The sequence below is a fragment of the Bacillus sp. FSL P4-0248 genome, assembly GCF_038593305.1.
Lineage (GTDB): Bacteria > Bacillota > Bacilli > Bacillales > Bacillaceae > Bacillus > Bacillus safensis.
On sequence record NZ_CP151983.1, the window covers coordinates 1,094,738 to 1,113,301 of the forward strand.

Sequence of the window (18,564 nt, forward strand, 5' to 3'; positions counted from 1 at the left end):
TAATTATTCAATTTTGGGGTGACATAAGCATGAAGGGTTATTTAAATTTAGAAGATGGAGCCTCTTTTGAAGGAGATCTGACAGGAGAAGCTGGCATCACAGGTGAAGTGGTCTTTTTTACAGGTATGACAGGTTATCAAGAGGTGCTCACAGATCCTTCCTATAAAGGTCAGATCATTGTTTTCACTTATCCGCTGATCGGAAATTACGGCATTAACCATGAAGACTTTGAGAGCAAGAAGCCTCAAGTAAAAGCGGTAGTTGTGTACGAGGCAGCAGAGCATTTTTCACATCATCTTGCAGCGGTCAGCTTAAAAGATTATTTACAAAAGTGGAATATCCCGCTTCTGACACATACAGATACGCGCGCAGTCGTGCAAAACATCCGGGCAAATGGAACGATGAACGCTGTGCTCAGTGTAGACGAAAACGAAACGCCGCCTGCAATGAAACAAGACAATGTCGTCGCACAGGTGACAGATAGTGAAATCTACACACAAGGCAGCGGTGAGGAACATGTGGCGCTCATTGATTTTGGCTTTAAAAAATCAATTGCAGATTCGCTTGCAGCGCGCGGCTGTAAAGTAACCGTCATTCCATATAAACAAATGGAAAAGGTATTTGAGATCAAGCCGGATGCGATCCTCTTGTCAAACGGACCTGGAGACCCGAAAACCATGACACCGTATTTAAAAACAATTCATGACATCATGATGTCATTTCCGACACTTGGGATCTGCCTAGGTCACCAATTAATCGCTCTTGCACTTGGCGGAGATACGTATAAGCTGCCATTTGGCCACAGGGGAGCGAATCATCCTGTCCAGGATACAGAATCCAAACGTGTCTTTATGACAAGTCAGAACCATAGCTATGTTGTGAATGAAAAAAGCATGAATGACAAAGAAGTGGATGTGAAATTCCTTCATGTCAATGATGGATCTGTAGAAGGATTCATTCATAAAGAAAAGCTGATTATGTCAGTTCAATTTCATCCAGAAGCACACCCAGGGCCTGCTGAAAGTGAATGGGTATTCGATGATTTTATTGAGAAAGTGAAACAAGCAAGGAGAGAAGTCGCACATGCCTAAAGATCAAAGCATACAAACCATTCTAGTCATCGGGTCTGGTCCAATCATCATTGGTCAGGCAGCAGAATTTGATTACTCAGGAACACAAGGATGTATGGCCTTAAAAGAAGAAGGCTACAAAGTCATCTTAGTGAATAATAACCCAGCAACCATTATGACAGACGAGTCATTTGCTGATGAAATCTATTTTGAACCGCTTTCAGTTGATTCAGTGACAAGAATCATTGAAAAGGAAAAACCAGATGGTCTTTTAGCCAACCTTGGCGGACAGACGGCTTTAAACCTTGCTGTCGAGCTGGAAAAAGCCGGTGTGCTGAAAAAGCATGGGGTGACTCTGCTCGGAACGTCAGTTGAAACCATTGAAAACGGTGAAGATCGAGAGAAATTCCGTGCTCTCATGAAGCATTTGAACGAACCCGTGCCAGATAGTGAAATTGTGGATAATGCGGAAGATGCTCTTCAATTTGCAAAAGAAGTCGGCTTCCCAGTCATCCTAAGACCAGCATACACACTTGGCGGTAAAGGCGGCGGAATCGCTCTAACAGAAGAGGTGTTTAAGCCGCTCATTGAAGGAGCTCTTTTAGCGAGTCCAATTCACCAGTGTTTAGTTGAAAAAAGCATAGCTGGCTTTAAAGAAGTCGAATATGAGGTCATGAGAGACCGTCAAAATACGTGTATCACGGTATGCAACATGGAAAATATCGATCCAGTTGGTGTGCATACAGGAGACTCGATTGTCGTTGCACCTTCCCAAACATTAACGGATCAGGATTACCAAATGCTCCGTTCTGCAAGCCTGAAAATCATTTCAGCGCTGGATGTAGTCGGCGGCTGCAACATCCAATTTGCCCTTGATCCACTCAGTAAAGAATACTTTGTCATTGAGGTGAATCCTCGGGTCAGCCGTTCTTCTGCTCTTGCATCAAAAGCAACAGGCTATCCGATTGCGAAAATGGCAGCTAAGCTTGCGGTGGGTTATACGCTAGACGAATTGAAAAACCCGCTTACAGGTACAACCTATGCTAGTTTTGAGCCGGCACTCGATTATGTTGTCGTGAAATTCCCGCGCTGGCCGTTTGATAAATTTAAACAGGCAGACCGTCAATTAGGCACAAAAATGAAGGCCACTGGTGAAGTCATGGCGATTGATCGGAATTTAGAGTCAGCCATTCAAAAAGCAGTTGCATCACTTGAAATTAAAACGAAGGGCTTCCACCTGCCAGAACTGAAAGAGCAATCGACAGAACTTTTATTTGAACTTATCAAAACACCAGACGATCGCCGGTTTTTCGCTGTTATGGAGCTTCTTTCAAGACAAGAAACGGTTGAAACGATTCATCAAACGACGAAAATCGATCGATTCTTCTTACATGTGTTCCAGAATATGATTACGCTCGAACAAGAATTGAAAGATCATAAGGGGACGCTATCAAAAGATACCTTGAAAAAGGTAAAGGAAAAGGGTTTCCTTGATGAAACGATTGCTCTTCTTACGGGTCACACGGAAGAGTCAATCAGGCAGCTTCGTCAAGAATACGGCATTGCTGCTTCATTTAAAATTGTCGACACATGTGCGGCGGAATTTGATGCTAAAACGAATTACTTCTATTCCACCTACTTCGGCAAAAGCGATGGTGAACATCAAGAAAAAACAAAGCAGCGTGCACTCATCATTGGCTCTGGTCCGATTCGAATCGGGCAGGGGGTCGAGTTTGATTATAGCGCTGTTCATGGCGTTCTGACCTTGCAAAAGCTTGGATTTGAAACCATCATGATGAACAACAATCCAGAAACAGTCAGTACTGATTATGAGATTGCAGATCGTTTATATTTTGAGCCGATTACATTAGAGCACATCCTAAACGTTGTGGAAGCAGAACAAATTGATTTTGTCATTGTCCAATTTGGCGGACAGACTGCGATTAACGTCGCAGAAGGCTTAGAAAAAGCCGGTGTCACATTGTTAGGTACGTCCTTTGATACGCTGGATGCACTTGAAGACCGCGATTTATTCTATCAGCTTCTTGATGAACTGAATCTTCCTCACGCAAAAGGAGATACGGCTCATTCAAAAGAAGAAGCACTCGTACATGCGAAAAGCATCGGTTACCCTGTATTAATTCGCCCATCGTATGTCATTGGTGGAATGGGAATGATCGTTGTTCAGTCAGAAGCACATTTGGCATCACTGCTTGATCAGCCAGATCATTTGCCATACCCAATCTTAATTGATGAGTATGTCACGGGAAAAGAAATTGAAGTGGATCTTATTTCTGACGGAAAAAAGGCGTTCATTCCAACCATCGTAGAACATATTGAGAAAGCGGGCGTGCACTCAGGTGACAGTTTTGCCATTTTACCAAGTATCTCAATCAGTGAAGACATCAAACAGCAGGTGCATACCGCGTCTGAACAAATAGCGAAGAAATTATCATTCAAGGGCATTATGAATATCCAATTTGTCATCAAAGGGGATCAGGCGCTTGTATTAGAAGTGAATCCGCGGGCAAGCCGGACTGTACCAGTCGTCAGTAAGGTAATGGGCATTGATATGATCCCAATGGCCACTCAATTATTAGCTGGTGCATCGCTTGAAGAACTAAACCCTGCAACGAAAAACAAAGGGGGGACAGCGGTCAAATTCCCAGTGTTCTCATCACATGCCATTCAAGATATCGACCTCAAGCTGACACCTGAAATGAAAGCGACTGGAGAAGGAATGTGTGTAGGCAAGAACGCCGAAAGCGCATTGAAAAAAGTATTTGCGCCGATCTGGAAGCAAAAAGGAAGCCTTTTTATACAAGGCAGCGAGCAATTGATAGATGAAGCGAAGCATGCAGGCTTTGACGTCTGGACTGGCAGCTTTGAATCTTGGCTGCAGAATGAAGATAAATCCCTTCATATTCATTTAGGAGAAGATGAAGAGGCAAAAGAGCAGCGTGTAAAAGCACTTACACACGGCGTTCAAGTCCTAACCGAATATGAAACAGTTCAAGCATTCCTGCAAGGAAAAAATGGAGATGTATCACCAGTATCGCTCCATGAATTATATAAAAAGGAAGTGACGGCATGAGTCAAGTCGACGTGCAACCGGCATTATACGGAAAAGACTTTTTATCATTAAAAGATTTCTCAATCCATGAGATTGCATATTTAATTGAAAAAGCGGAAGAAATGAAACAAAACCCATATCAAGATTTATTCAAAGGAAAAACGTTAGCGATGATCTTTGAAAAATCTTCAACTAGAACCCGTGTCTCGTTTGAAGCGGGGATGACGCAGCTAGGAGGACATGCGCTCTTCCTCAGCTCAAATGATTTGCAAATTGGCAGAGGAGAAACCATCAGTGATACAGCGCAGGTGCTGTCTGGTTATGTCGATGGTATTATGATTCGAACCTTTGAACATGAGAAGGTTGAAGAGCTTGCACAATACGCGTCTATTCCAGTCATTAATGGATTAACCGACTACTCACATCCATGTCAGGCGCTTGCTGATTTATTAACCATTAAAGAAACAAAAGGTACTTTAAAAGGAATCAAAGTGGCCTATATCGGTGACGGAAATAACGTGGCGCACTCCTTGATGGTCGGCTGTGCGCAGCTAGGCTGTGACATTGCGGTTGCATCACCAAAAGGCTATGAACCACTTCAAGAAGTCACAGACACTGCCCGTGAGTTTGCAAAACAATCAGGGGCAGAAGTGACCGTGACAACAGATCCTGTTGCAGCTGTAAAAGAGGCAGATGTTATTTATTCAGATGTGTTTACAAGCATGGGGCAGGAAGCAGAAACAGAGAAACGTCTTGCTGAATTTAAAGAATATCAAGTCAATAACGAACTGATGAGTCATGCAGCAAAGGATTATATTTTCCTTCATTGTCTCCCGGCACATCGCGGGGAAGAAGTGACGGCAGATATTATTGACGGGCCGCACTCAAAAGTATTTCAACAGGCAGAAAACCGCCTGCATGTGCAAAAAGCGTTAATGAAAGAACTTATGTATCAAACATCCAAATAAATCCAAGTGTCCCTGACTCGTATGAGCAGGGACTTTTTGCATAAAGGATTGGAGAGGCAAGGGACGGGACATAATAACATCAATCGAGAAAGGAGGATGAAAATGGGTCAGCAGCATCAGTTTAAATCAGGGAATAAAGCACCGAATAATGGTGTGTATATCGAGATCGGTGAAACTGGCAGTATGGTAAAAGATCCTTTAAAGATTAAGCTTAAAGCAGGCGACGTCTTTCCTGATAACTCGAACCATAATCGTGTTTGGACCTACCAAAGAAAGCCGTAAGCAATTGACTAAGAGTCAGCAGGAATAAGACTTTAGAGGCATGTGTCATGCCTCTTTTTTCTTTATAATAAAAAACAATTAAGTTCAAATTTTCAAATAAATAGTATGAAAAAGAGAGAACTTAAGGTAAAATATGTAATATATTGTTGAAAGGATTTGTGTGATGGAAAAGATGAATCTCAGTGAAAGTGTTTGGAATAAACGCTTCACCTCATTATTCATATCAAGACTCATTAAAAACACAGGGGAAAGTTTTGCTTTTACATCCGTCCTTTGGCTATTGATTTTAAGAGGGGATGGAGCGCTCGGTACAGGACTTCTTCTAGCAGTAACGGTTCTCCCTTCATCTTTGTTAGCCCCAATTTTAGGACCTCTTATGAAAAAGCACCATTTGTCTAAATGGATGTTCGCTTCAGATGTTGTTCGAGCAACAATTGTACTCATTATTCCACTTCTGCACTTTTCGCATCTATTGCCTCTATGGTTATTGATTTCATTAATGGTTATTCAATCGGCAACAGGTGCAGCATATAATCCAGCTTCGGTGGCGATCTTACCGCAGATTGTTCCAAAGCATCTCATTCAAAAAGCAAATGCAATCCTGCAATCTTCTTTTGAGATTGTTGCACTTGCAGCAGTCATGGTAGCTGGTCTTTTGGTTAAATTAATTGGACCTGCAGATACTCTGCTGATCACCACTGCTTTATTTGTGATTTCTGGTCTGTTTATTATCGGGGTCAAACTAAAGAAAACCGATGAAGAAAAAGCAGCGGGCATTAAACAAGCGAAGAATACATATTTGTATAACTTAAAAAGAGGGTTTCTCGTTGTCAAAAACCACCACATTTTATTTGCGCTCACGCTGTATTGTATTTTAATGAATGTCGCAGCAGCTCCGTGGCAGGCACTGTCAGCGGTATACGTAGCAGAAGCGCTGCAAAGCGACTCCATGGTGTATTCCATTTTAAGAGGTGTTGCCGCAGTTGGCGCGTTTATGATGGGCTTTGCTCTGGCAAAGGTGAAAATTAAGAGATTTGGTTTGTTCTTTATTGTCGCTGGCATGATTGAAGGGGCTGCATTCTTTATGACAGGGATGAGTACATGGCTGCCGGTTGTTCTGCTTGCTTCCTTTATTTTCGGAGCTGCTGTCAGTGCGATCAATGTGCCGGAAATGGTCATTATTCAAACATCTGTTGACCAAGAGGATCAGCCGCAAGTATATGCTGTGATCAATGCCTCATCAAATGTCTTTCTCCCGCTTGCAGCTGTCGTATCAGGCGTCCTGGCAGAAAGATTTGGAGCGGGACCTGTCATTGCTGGCGGAGGAATCCTTGAAATTTTATCAGGTATCGCGATCTTCCTGTTTACAGGGCTTGCGAAAAGCCATTTGACAGAGGGCAAACAGAAGTCCGAAACCGTCGAGGTATAAACAATAAAAACCCCCTGTATGTTTAAGGCAGGGGGTTTTAGCGTGCCGCAATCACTCTGAAAAGAAAGAAAAAAGAGCTAAACATCAATTTAGCTCTTTTTCACAAGTCATATTAAGAATGTTTTGTTGAACTTTCCGTTTCTTTCATTGGACTTACTTCAGCAAAGATGAATAAAATAACCGTAAACACAACTGCAAGAATGGAAGTGAGCGTAAAATCATAAGCAGCTCCATTCATAGAGGCAACGATGTAACCAGCCATATGTGTCAGCAGAAAAGTCCAAATGAGGGTGATAATATAATGCATAATCCCACCGTCCTTTATGTAACAATCTATTGATTATCATACCATAGATGCAAGTGAAGGGAAAAGACTGTTTTCCGCCTTTATGTGACCATTTTAAGACCTTCTGCTATAAAAATAAAAAGAATTCTTCTGTCTTTAGGGGATTTCCTTATTCCTACAAGAGTTGTTGTTCATATCATAGAAAGCAGAATCACTGAAAGGAGGCTGGCCATATGGGTGTAAGCGAACGTTTTTTCCAGCTTGGTTCCCAGTGGAACATCATTCACCTTCCTCAAAAACCAAATGGCTTTGGCATTCTAATCCTCGGTGACCGAAATCACTTTGTGCAGGAAAATACATCATTCTGGCTTCAGCATTATGGAAGAAACCAGCTTTTAACTGCCTTAAAGGATGAAGGATATACATTGTTTAATAGTCATCTTCATGGGAATCACTGGGGATGCGAAGATGCTGTTTTTAGTGCCAAGCAGCTCGTGCATCACACACTAAAACAAGAAATATTAAACCGGGAAATTCATGTGCTCGCAGAGGGAATGGGTGCACTTGTTGCTATGAGCCTTGCTGAGGAGATGCCTGAAGTACTAAGGTCCATTGCGATGGTGAATCCATGTCTGAATCTGGATGCACAACGAGAAAGAGAACAGGAACACAAATTCTTTTATAAGCAGCTGCTCAAAGAGTTAGCAGAGAGCTATGGCTGTTCTGAAAAGGAAGCTGAAACGTATCCACTGCCTTCTTGTCCTGTTCATTCTGCTCATGTACCGATTCATATATGGCAAAGGCTAAACGGCGCACCTTATGCATATGAACTTCACGCAAAGCCTTTTATTGATCAGCATATGAAAAATCCAGAACATTGTCAGGTCGATCTCACGCTGCATATGTTTGATCATCCGAGAAGAATCTTTCAATCCATTCACAAGTTTTATAAATCGCATGAAAGAGAATTGTGATGAATAGGATGATAACAGCCCTTCATAGAAAGGGCTCTTCTTTTTATTCGATATTAAAAAAGGGGACGTGAACATGGAAACAGGACTGATCATAGGGGCAGATGAGTTTTTTGGCCTGACACTTTGTGAATATATGATGAAAGAGGGCATTCAAGTGGATATCACGCGTCCTCATGATCTTAAAGAAGAACAAAAGACACTGTTAGAAGAGCGGATGATGTGGCTGGGCAGAAATGATCTCGTTCGTGTCATTGACCTTCAGGATAGCAAAGACACGTATGACCTCATTTTTATTCAATCAGAGGAACCGCATAACAGGCAGAAAGACATCAAAGCAGAGCATGGCATGTACCAGATTCTTTATGAAAAACCTGAAAACGAATCAGCGAAACAGAATGTGCCGGCAGTTATTCTTCCTCGCATGTTCGGACCATGGACACTCAATGAAGATCAAACAAAGCGTGCAGATTCACTTTTTGTAGAAGATGTGGCAAAGGAATTGTTACAATGGGCTTCGGACACAGGTCAAAGACAGGACATGACGTATGAATTGAAGGTAGAAAGCCAAATAGATGACAAACAAGCAGAAGACATGATTGCAGAATGGAAAAGACAAAACTCAACATTTTTCGACAAAAAGCAAGAATGATCTTCCATCTTATCTTTTTTCAGTATAAAATAAACCTATATTTAACATACAGGTTCATCACTGCATGTTGCAAAAGGGAGTTGAACATGGCATGAAGTACCAGCGGCTTGTCATGATCTTTTCGTTCCTTCTTCTATTATCTGCCTGCTCGCAGGCGCCTTTAAAAGGAAAAATTGAGAAGGTGGGTTTACTCGTCCCCGATACGATCAATGATCAAGTTTGGGGAACGAAAGGTTATAAAGGCTTATTAAGTATCCAATCAACATTTGGTGTAGATGTTTATTATAAGGAAGGAATGGTCGACAAGGAGAAAATCGTTGATGCCATTGAAGAATTCCATAAAAAAGGAGTCAATTTAATTATTGGCCATGGCAATGAATACAGTGAAATTTTTAACTTGATCAGTGAAGATTATCCAAACATACAATTTATTACGGTCAATGGAAACAAGCCTCAGACGGGCAATGTCACAAACGTGACGTTTAAAGGTGAAGCGATGGGCTTTTTCGGAGGCATGACAGCTGCACATATGTCAAAAACAAAAAAGATTGGTATTCTTGCTACATATGATTGGCAAAGTGAAGTAGACGGCTTTATCAAAGGAGCAAAATATCAAGATGAACATGTACAAGTATTAGCAGAGTTTGTCGAAAACTGGGATGATGCTGACAAAGCGGTGGAGCTCTATCAAAAATTAAAAAAGCAGGGCGTTGATGTTGTGTATCCAGCAGGTGATGGTTATAATATCCCTGTCATTGAACAAATCAAAGCCGATAATTTATCAGCGATCGGGTACGTCACCGATCAATCCAACCTCGGCAGCCATACAGTTTTAACGAGCACTGTACAGCATGTTGATAAGGCGTACAGTATCATTGCAAAGAAGTTTAATGAAGGCAAGCTAAATGAACAAGATGAGTACTCCTTTGATTTTAAAGAAGGAGTGGTCGAGATGGGGAAATTTAGCTCCACCATTGACGACGCTTTTGTGAAAGACATTGAAAGTGATATTGCGTCTTACAAAAAAACCGGAAAACTGCCAAATGAAAAGTGAGGAGACGACGACATGCAGCACGAAAAATCGATGGAATTTTTACAAATTGCCATGAAGTATTTTCCGCAGGCGAAGGAAGAGTTAGATAAAGCAGGGATTCAGCTTGACCCTGAAGCACTTCAGCCGCTTCTAACATTATTTACATCTGTCATGCAGGAAGCATACGAGCTTGGAAAAGCAGATGCAGAATCAGAAAAAGCCACAGAATAGTGGCTTTTTTTATGATAATTTTTTCTTGAAGGCACTAATCATAGGACCAACATCTTTAAACACAGGCTTCAGCTCATCGATGGAGTTCATAATGTTCCCAATTTGATTCATGACATGCATGTAGTCAATTGAGTCCTCACTTGAAGATGTCTCCGCACGTTCCTCCTTTGCCTCTGTCTTGCTTTTCTCCTTCTCAATCGGCTGTCCAAACATCATTGCTGAGAAAATATCTTTTTGTGCCATATCACATGTTCCTTTCTACTATTGGTATATATCATTAATCTATGAAAAAAGTGAGAGGAAAGGTTAGACGTTTGTATTGCCAAGAAGAAAAAAATAAGGTAAAATTAGTACCAGATACTAATATAAGATCACAATATCACATGCTCGTATGAGTAAAAGGAGTCTTATTCAATGAATGCTGGAATTATTGGCCTTGGCCGCTATATACCTGAAAAAGTATTAACAAATCATGATTTAGAAAAAATGGTTGAAACTTCTGACGAGTGGATTCGTACTAGAACAGGTATAGAAGAAAGAAGAATTGCATCTGATGATGTCAATACATCTCATATGGCGCTTGCTGCTGCAAAAAAAGCATTAGCTGCCGCAGATGTGGCTGCAGAAGATATCGATATGATTCTTGTGGCGACAGTCACGCCAGATCAAGCATTTCCGACAGTTGCTTGCATGATTCAAGAGCAGCTCGGTGCACATAAAGCATGTGCAATGGATATTAGCGCTGCGTGTGCTGGCTTTATGTATGGGCTTGTAACTGGAAAACAATTTATCGAATCAGGAACTTACAAACACGTGCTTGTTGTCGGTGTAGAAAAGCTTTCTCGCATTACAGACTGGGATGACCGTAATACTGCTGTTTTGTTTGGAGATGGAGCTGGAGCTGCTGTGCTGGGAGAAGTCAGCGAAGGCAAAGGAATTCTATCATTTGAACTTGGAGCAGATGGAAGCGGCGGGAAGCACTTGTACTTAGATGAAAAAGATCATACAATCATGAATGGACGAGAAGTATTTAAATTTGCTGTAAGACAAATGGGAGAGTCAAGTGTAAATGTCATTGAAAAAGCTGGACTATCAAAAGAAGACGTTGATTTCTTGATCCCGCATCAAGCAAATATTCGCATTATGGAAGCAGCACGCGAACGCTTAGAGCTTCCGGTTGAAAAAATGTCGAAGACGGTTCATAAATATGGAAACACATCAGCAGCATCCATTCCAATTTCACTATGTGAAGAAATCGAAGCCGGAAAAATTCATGACGGCGATGTGATTGTAATGGTTGGTTTTGGTGGCGGATTAACTTGGGGCGCAATCGCTATGCGATGGGGCCGATAAAAGAGTGGGGTGCACAAATTAATGGATAAGAAACGAGTAGTTGTTACAGGATTAGGTGCTTTGACACCTCTTGGCAACGATGTAGAGTCAACATGGAAAAATGCTTTAGCGGGTGTATCAGGGGTTGGACCGATTACACGTGTCGATTCAAGTGAATATACCGCAAAAGTAGCGGCAGAACTAAAAGATTTTAACATTGAAGATTACATGGAGAAAAAAGAAGCGCGGAAAATGGCACGCTTCACACAATATGCAGTCGTTGCAGCTCAAAAAGCGCTGGAAGATTCACGTCTTGAAATCACAGATGAAATCGCACCGCGTGTTGGTGTATGGGTTGGGTCTGGTATTGGCGGGCTTGAAACATTTGAAGAGCAGTTCGAAGTGTATTCAAATAAAGGGGCAAGACGCGTCAGTCCATTCTTCGTCCCAATGATGATTCCTGATATGGCGACAGGCCAAATCTCTATTGCACTTGGCGCAAAAGGGGTTAACTCTTGTACGGTGACAGCATGTGCAACAGGAACAAACTCGATTGGTGATGCATTTAAAGTTATTCAGCGCGGAGATGCAGATGCAATGATCACAGGCGGAACAGAAGCGCCATTAACAAAAATGTCGTTTGCAGGTTTCTGTGCGAACAAAGCCCTTTCGACAAATCCTGATCCAAAGACAGCAAGCCGTCCGTTCGACAAAAACCGTGACGGATTTGTCATGGGTGAGGGTGCAGGGATTATTGTTCTTGAAGAACTTGAGCATGCCTTAAAACGTGGTGCGACCATTTATGCAGAAATCGTTGGTTATGGTTCAACTGGAGATGCCTACCATATTACAGCACCAGCTCCAAATGGAGAAGGCGGCGTCCGTGCAATGAAAGAAGCGATTCGAGATGCAGGGTTGTCTGTGGAAGATATTGATTATATCAATGCCCACGGTACAAGCACACCTTACAATGATAAATTTGAAACAATGGCGATTAAAGAAGTGTTCGGAGAGCATGCGAACCAGCTTGCGATCAGTTCGACAAAATCAATGACAGGTCACTTACTTGGCGCAGCAGGCGGAGTAGAAGCCATTTTCTCTGTTCTTGCGATTAAAGACAGCGTCCTTCCTCCAACCATTAATCTTGAAACACCGGATGAAGAATGTGATCTTGATTATGTAGCAAATGAAGCACGTTCAAAAGAAGTACAAGTGGCTTTAAGTAACTCACTTGGTTTTGGCGGGCATAATGCGACAATTATTTTCAAAAAATACGAAGCGTAATACTTTCTGAGAAAGCGGCGGTCGATAAACAGATCGCCGCTTTTTTGCATATGATGAAAATGGAGGTGTTCAGCGGTATGGGTCTGATCAATACACAATATCTCATTCATCAATCATCATCATTTCAGGAGCTTGCAGCGCGCTTTGTTCCTTATTTTAAAGGGGCCGAGGAAAAAGAATGGTCGTCTATCCTCGCTCACCTGCAGCATCACGGGATGGTTCGGTCTTGGAGCTCGTGCAAAAACATGATCGACAAGCTCAAGGAAAAAGGGTACTTCAAGCTTGTCATGAAAGAATATCAAACGCTTCAAAAGCAGTGGGAAGGTCCAGACATTCCTGTGTTTATTTTACCTGTCAACGAGAGCAGCAGAGAAATCAGAGAGCAATTTTATTATCAATCCGGCATGGCATTTGATGACAAGGTCTTTCTTTTTTTGTCTCCAAATACCCCGAAGGAGCGAATCGGTACATTGCTGACTCACGAATATCACCATGTATGCAGGCTGCATTTTCTCTCAAAAGAAGAAAAAGACTTTACATTCCTCGATACAATCATGATGGAGGGGCTCGCTGAATATGCTGTGTATCATAGATATGGAGAAAACTATACAGCGAAATGGACCACCTTCTATAGCGAAGAACAGCTTCAGCGTATGTACAAGAAATGGGTATCCAGTCATCTTGATCAAAGAGTCCAGGACGACGAAAGGCTGATACAGAATCTTCTTTATGGAAAAGGGAACTACCCTAAAATGCTTGGTTACGCTACCGGGTTTTATATTGTGAAAAAATATTTCAATGAGCACCGAATCAGCGAGGAGTCGATGATTGCAGAGCCAGCAGAAACCTTTTTAAAGGCGATAGAATCACAAAGTGAATAATTCACATAAGAAGAGACATATTACAAATTTACTAAATACTTCTTGATTTCGTCATAGCGATGTAATAATATACAAATAATTCTTTTTATTTTTAAAATACAGAATATTCAGGTTCGATTCTATTGATCTAAGGAGAAAGGGGCGAATGAATGAGCACGCTGCTTGAAGTGCAAAACTTAAAAACATATTTTTTTCGAAAAAAGGAACCGATACCTGCTGTGGATGGCGTTGATTTCAGCATCAACAGAGGAGAAACTGTCGCATTAGTCGGTGAGTCTGGTTCTGGCAAAAGTATTACGTCCTTATCCATTATGGGTCTGATTCATGGAACGGGTGGGAAAATTATGGACGGTTCCATCAAACTTGATGGAAAGGACCTTGTTACATATAGTGAAAAGGAATTATGCAGCATCCGCGGTAATGATGTATCTATGATCTTTCAGGAACCCATGACCTCACTTAATCCCGTCTTAACCATCGGAGAACAAATAACAGAAATCCTCATCTATCACAAAAAACTTTCAAAAAAAGAAGCGGTCAAAAAAGCGGTTGATCTGCTGAAGCTTGTTGGTTTTTCCCGCCCGGAGCAAATCATGAAAGATTATCCGCATCGTTTATCAGGCGGCATGCGGCAAAGAGTGATGATTGCCATAGCGTTAAGCTGTGACCCGAAGCTTCTCATTGCAGATGAACCGACAACTGCCCTGGATGTGACCATTCAAGCACAGGTACTCACATTAATGAAAGATTTATGCTCTACCTTTGGTACATCTATTCTTCTTATCACACATGATTTAGGTGTCGTGTCTGAAGTGGCAGATCGAGTGATTGTCATGTACTGCGGACAGGTTGTTGAAAATGGAACTGTTGAAGAGTTGTTTGAACAGCCGCTTCATCCTTACACAGAAGGGCTGCTTGAATCGATTCCTGTCATTGACGGAGACATACAGCCGTTAACAGCCATCAAAGGGAATGTTCCTGCGCCAGATCAGCTTCCAGCCGGCTGCCGCTTTGCTCCTAGATGTCCGCAAGTGAAGGAACGCTGCCTGGGAGAACTGCCTAAGCTGAGAACATTTGAAAATGGCAGAAGCGTCAGATGTTTCTTATATGAGGAGGCAGACCACACATGACCCTTGCTCAAAATCAAACACAAATAACGGAATTACCAGAGAAAGAAACGATCCTTGAACTGAAACAGATTCGAAAGCATTTTCCGATTAAAGCGGGCGTCTTTCAAAAGAAAGTCGGTGCAGTGAAAGCTGTTGACGGCATAGACTTGAAGATTTATAAAGGTGAAACGTTAGGTATTGTCGGGGAGTCAGGATGCGGGAAATCCACACTAGGCCGGACAATGATCCGCCTATACGAACCAACAGACGGTCAAATTTTTTTTAAAGGGCAAGACATCACGCGCGTATCAGAATCAAAGCTAAGACAATCTACACGAAAAAACATCCAAATGGTTTTTCAAGATCCCTTTGCATCACTCAACCCTAGAAAAACACTTCGAAGCATCATCAAAGAACCCTACAAAACACATCACTTATATTCCTTAAAAGAAAGAAATGAAAAAGTGGAACAGCTTTTATCAAAGGTAGGTCTTCATCCAAGCTTTGCGAACCGCTATCCCCATGAATTTTCAGGCGGGCAGAGGCAGCGGATCGGCATCGCTCGTGCGCTTGCCATGAATCCCGACATGATCATCGCAGATGAGCCTGTATCAGCACTTGATGTATCCATTCAGGCGCAGGTTATTAATCTGATGGAGGAGCTTCAGGAGGAATTTGACCTTACCTATCTATTTATCTCTCACGATTTAAGTGTGGTCAGGCATATTAGCGATAGAGTCGGCGTCATGTATCTCGGCAAAATGATGGAGCTTGCCGATAAGCATAGTCTGTACGATGACCCGCTCCATCCGTATACACAGGCTCTGCTTTCTTCCGTTCCTGTCACCCGTAAAAAAGGGCAGACGAAAAGAGAACGCATTATGCTCCAAGGCGATCTGCCGAGTCCTGCAAATCCGCCAAAAGGCTGCGTATTTCACACAAGATGCCCGCACGCGAAAGAAATCTGTAAAGAAAAAGTACCAGCATTTCAGGAATTAAAAACGAACCACTTTGTTGCCTGCCACCTCTACAACGCTTGATCAAGCTTGTATGATCTCATCTTTGAGAGGGGGGATGAAACAGGATTCGATCATTATTTTTAAAAAAGAATAGGGGGAATTGTCTATGAAAGGTAGAAATAGAAAGTCCATTTTGGTCAGTTTACTGCTGATCTTTACATTAATCCTTGCTGCTTGTTCTGGTGGAAATAAAACGTCTGGAGACAGTGGAAAGAAATCCACAGGTAAACCGGTACAAGGCGGCGATCTTGTCATCGGTTCAATTGCAGAGCCAACATTATTTAACTCGCTGTATTCTACAGATGTGGCAAGCTCTGATATTGAGGAAAGAATCTACAGCTTCTTACTTCAAACAGACGGAAAGCTCAACCCTCAGCTATCGCTGGCAGAGGATATTAAAGAATCTGATGACGGCAAGCAGTTTGATGTCACCATTAAAAAAGGTGTGAAGTTTCATGATGGTGAAGAACTGACTGCTGATGATGTTGTGTTTACATACAGCATTCCAATCAATAAGGACTACAACGGGGAGCGCGGATCAGGCTTTGAAGTTTTAGAGTCTGTTAAAAAGACAGGGGACTACTCGATCGAATTCAAGCTCAATAAAAAAGATCCGTATTTTTATAATGTCACACTAGGAAGCTACGGTATTTTACCTAAGCATATTTTAGGTGATGTGCCTATAAAAGATCTCGGTGAAAACGAATTTAACCGAAAAAAACCAATCGGTTCAGGTCCATTTAAATTTGCAGAATGGAAAGAAGGAGACTACGTCAAACTAGAAGCCTTTGACGATTATTGGGATGGACGTCCTTACCTTGATACTGTCACAATTAAAACCATTCCTGATCAGAATGCAGCGATTGCCCAGCTGTCAGCAGGAGATATTGATTTCTTTGCTGTACCAGGCTCCGAGCTGCAAACAGCTGAAAAAGTGAGCAACATTAAAATCGAATCTGATCTAGGACTCAATTATTCATACATTGGCTGGAACCAGAAAAATGAACTCTTTAAAAGTAAAAAGGTCCGCCAAGCGCTGACACATGCTATTGATCGTCAAACGATTGTTGACCAAGTGCTAGATGGAGACGGCAAAGTAGCCAACATTCCAGAAAGTCCGCTGTCCTGGAACTATCCAAAGGATGAAAGTGTGCCAGTATTTGAATTTGATCAAGAAAAAGCGAAAAAGATGCTGAAAGAAGAGGGCTGGGAGGATACAGATGGAGACGGCTATCTTGATAAGGATGGCAAGAAATTCTCCTTTGTCATAAAGACCAACCAAGGAAATAAAGTTCGTGAAGATATCGCTGTCGTTGTCCAGCAGCAGCTCAAAGAAATCGGTGTGGAAGCAAAGCCGCAAATTGTGGAATTCAGTGCACTCATTGAGCAGACGACACCGCCTAAGTGGGATTATGATGCGCTGCTGCTCGGCTGGAGCCTTGCGACATTCCCTGATCAATTCAGCATATTCCACTCAAGCCAGTCTGAAAAAGGCTTAAATAACATCTGGTATAAAAATAAAGAGGTCGATAAGCTGTTAGTCGATGCTAAAAACTTAAGCGATCGAAAAGATTATTCAAAGGCATATGAAAAAATTTATAAACTTATCGCAGAGGATCAGCCATATACGTTCCTTTACTATGCCAATTCACATCGCGCTATGCCATCTAATCTCCAAGGCTACTCTTACCACCCGAAAGATGAGTATTACAAAATCGAAAAATGGTGGCTTGAACAGTAGGCTGATAGTGAAGAAGGGGGATTCTCCCCCTTTCACCGTGAGAACAATCCCTTGCATTCGGTGTCAGTTCTCTGCGCGGGTGCTAAAAAGATCACTTCGTTCGCTCCGCATCAGCACGAGAATTCAAGGGTTTTCAGATCACGCTGAAAAGAAGACAAAAGGCTAAAATAACATCATTTTGGCCTTTTTTTCACAGAATGGCGATCCGATGAAAAAGGAGTTGTGCATATGGTTACATATATCATTAGAAGGACATTGCTCTCCATTCCCATTTTATTAGGGATTACCATCTTGTCCTTTGCCATTATGAAAGCAGCACCAGGCGATCCGATGTCACTCATGATGGATCCTACTATTAGTGCGGCAGACCGGGAAGCCTTTATTGATAAGTACGGCTTGAACGATCCTGAATATGTGCAATATATGAAATGGCTTGGCAATATGCTACAAGGTGACTTTGGCACATCCATTGTCAAAAAGGGAACACCCGTGGCTGATTTGATTTTTGCCCGGCTGCCAAATACCCTCATCCTCATGATCTTTTCTACAATAGTTGCCCTGCTGATCGCCATCCCATTTGGTGTTCTTTCAGCAAAACGTCCGTATACAAAGCTTGACTATGGCATTACGGTTACATCTTTTATCGGACTGGCTATTCCAAACTTTTGGTTTGGTCTCATCCTCATTATGGTTTTATCCGTGAACTTAGGGTGGTTTCCAACTGGCGGAGTCTCTACCTTGAATGCTGATTTTAATGTGTTTGACCGGCTCCATCACATCATTTTACCAGCCTTTGTTTTAGCAACGGCTGATATGGCAGGGCTGACCCGGTACACAAGGTCGAGCATGCTTGATGTGATGAGGCAGGATTACATTCGCACAGCAAGAGCGAAAGGCTTTAGAGAAAACAAAGTCATTTTTAAGCATGGTTTAAGAAACGGTCTTATGCCTGTCATAACGATTTTCGGATTAATGATACCATCTTTTATTGGCGGCGCAGTCGTGGTGGAACAAATCTTCACCTGGCCTGGACTTGGAAAGCTGTTCATTGATTCTGCCTTTTCGAGAGATTATCCGGTCATTATGGCAATGACCGTTATTTCCGCAGTGCTTGTGGTGGTTGGAAATTTAATAGCGGATATTTTATATGCGATCGTTGATCCGCGTATTGAATATTAGAAGGGAGCTGAAGCACAATTGGCA

Annotated in this window: 18 protein-coding genes; 16 read left to right on the plus strand and 2 right to left on the minus strand. The window is 42.1% G+C overall.

Translation table 11 applies throughout. The features are described 5' to 3' along the window. Positions 1-29 precede the first annotated feature (29 nt). From NST65_RS05450 to NST65_RS05470, 5 genes are all read left to right on the plus strand, one after another. Positions 30-1,091 (plus strand): carbamoyl phosphate synthase small subunit, encoded by a 1,062-nt coding sequence (locus tag NST65_RS05450; protein ID WP_024425061.1) that lies wholly within the window; start codon positions 30-32, stop codon positions 1,089-1,091. Then, positions 1,084-4,164 carry a carbamoyl phosphate synthase large subunit gene (locus NST65_RS05455; protein WP_111927215.1) on the plus strand — a complete coding sequence of 1,027 codons (3,081 nt, stop codon included), beginning with the start codon at positions 1,084-1,086 and terminating at the stop codon, positions 4,162-4,164. Before NST65_RS05450 ends, NST65_RS05455 begins: the two co-directional genes overlap by 8 nt. Then, a complete protein-coding gene (argF, locus tag NST65_RS05460) occupies positions 4,161-5,111 on the plus strand; it encodes an ornithine carbamoyltransferase (RefSeq protein ID WP_111927217.1) in 951 nt (316 codons plus the stop codon). Before NST65_RS05455 ends, argF begins: the two co-directional genes overlap by 4 nt. A 102-nt stretch (positions 5,112-5,213) precedes the next feature. Beyond that, entirely contained in the window at positions 5,214-5,393 is a 180-nt protein-coding gene (locus tag NST65_RS05465) for a YjzC family protein (protein WP_008348517.1), read from the plus strand. Positions 5,394-5,556: 163 nt separating this feature from the next. After that, the gene (locus NST65_RS05470; RefSeq protein WP_046310541.1) at positions 5,557-6,822 is read left to right on the plus strand and encodes an MFS transporter; all 1,266 of its coding nucleotides are present in this window, start codon (positions 5,557-5,559) and stop codon (positions 6,820-6,822) included. 112 nt (positions 6,823-6,934) lie between these two features. Here NST65_RS05470 and NST65_RS05475 read toward each other — a convergent pair whose 3' ends face one another. Then, the gene (locus NST65_RS05475) at positions 6,935-7,129 is read right to left on the minus strand and encodes a YjzD family protein (protein ID WP_003211779.1); all 195 of its coding nucleotides are present in this window, start codon (positions 7,127-7,129) and stop codon (positions 6,935-6,937) included. A gap of 212 nt (positions 7,130-7,341) precedes the next feature. Between NST65_RS05475 and NST65_RS05480 the strand changes: the two genes are divergently transcribed. The 4 genes from NST65_RS05480 (at position 7,342) to NST65_RS05495 (ending at position 9,995) form a co-directional block, all read left to right on the plus strand. Beyond that, positions 7,342-8,082: a hypothetical protein gene (locus tag NST65_RS05480; protein ID WP_111927219.1), complete on the plus strand. Its 741-nt coding sequence runs from the start codon at positions 7,342-7,344 to the stop codon at positions 8,080-8,082. Between the two features lie 73 nt (positions 8,083-8,155). After that, on the plus strand, positions 8,156-8,731 hold the full coding sequence (locus tag NST65_RS05485; protein ID WP_111927221.1) for a nad binding enzyme: 576 nt from the start codon (positions 8,156-8,158) through the stop codon (positions 8,729-8,731). Between the two features lie 91 nt (positions 8,732-8,822). Then, complete coding sequence (locus NST65_RS05490; protein WP_111927223.1) at positions 8,823-9,785, plus strand: BMP family ABC transporter substrate-binding protein; 963 nt, start codon at positions 8,823-8,825, stop codon at positions 9,783-9,785. 12 nt (positions 9,786-9,797) lie between these two features. Next, positions 9,798-9,995, plus strand: a complete 198-nt coding sequence (locus NST65_RS05495; RefSeq protein ID WP_034282083.1) for a ComZ family protein — start codon at positions 9,798-9,800, stop codon at positions 9,993-9,995. A gap of 9 nt (positions 9,996-10,004) precedes the next feature. Here the strand turns inward: NST65_RS05495 and NST65_RS05500 are convergent, their stop codons facing one another. Next, positions 10,005-10,238, minus strand: coding sequence for a hypothetical protein (locus NST65_RS05500; RefSeq protein ID WP_034282082.1), 234 nt, complete (start codon positions 10,236-10,238; stop codon positions 10,005-10,007). A 171-nt stretch (positions 10,239-10,409) separates the two neighbouring features. Between NST65_RS05500 and NST65_RS05505 the strand changes: the two genes are divergently transcribed. The 7 genes from NST65_RS05505 (at position 10,410) to NST65_RS05535 (ending at position 18,540) form a co-directional block, all read left to right on the plus strand. Beyond that, positions 10,410-11,348, plus strand: coding sequence for a beta-ketoacyl-ACP synthase III (locus NST65_RS05505; protein ID WP_034282079.1), 939 nt, complete (start codon positions 10,410-10,412; stop codon positions 11,346-11,348). 21 nt (positions 11,349-11,369) lie between these two features. Continuing rightward, positions 11,370-12,611 (plus strand): beta-ketoacyl-ACP synthase II, encoded by a 1,242-nt coding sequence (gene fabF / locus NST65_RS05510; protein ID WP_034282078.1) that lies wholly within the window; start codon positions 11,370-11,372, stop codon positions 12,609-12,611. Positions 12,612-12,688: 77 nt separating this feature from the next. Continuing rightward, on the plus strand, positions 12,689-13,492 hold the full coding sequence (locus tag NST65_RS05515) for a DUF2268 domain-containing protein (protein WP_024425050.1): 804 nt from the start codon (positions 12,689-12,691) through the stop codon (positions 13,490-13,492). A gap of 149 nt (positions 13,493-13,641) precedes the next feature. After that, entirely contained in the window at positions 13,642-14,622 is a 981-nt protein-coding gene (locus tag NST65_RS05520; RefSeq protein ID WP_034282076.1) for an ABC transporter ATP-binding protein, read from the plus strand. Beyond that, on the plus strand, positions 14,619-15,641 hold the full coding sequence (locus NST65_RS05525) for a dipeptide ABC transporter ATP-binding protein (protein ID WP_034282075.1): 1,023 nt from the start codon (positions 14,619-14,621) through the stop codon (positions 15,639-15,641). Before NST65_RS05520 ends, NST65_RS05525 begins: the two co-directional genes overlap by 4 nt. An 85-nt stretch (positions 15,642-15,726) precedes the next feature. Continuing rightward, positions 15,727-17,361: a peptide-binding protein gene (locus NST65_RS05530; RefSeq protein WP_046310550.1), complete on the plus strand. Its 1,635-nt coding sequence runs from the start codon at positions 15,727-15,729 to the stop codon at positions 17,359-17,361. Positions 17,362-17,589: 228 nt separating this feature from the next. Continuing rightward, positions 17,590-18,540: an ABC transporter permease gene (locus NST65_RS05535; protein WP_111927225.1), complete on the plus strand. Its 951-nt coding sequence runs from the start codon at positions 17,590-17,592 to the stop codon at positions 18,538-18,540. Positions 18,541-18,564: the final 24 nt, after the last annotated feature.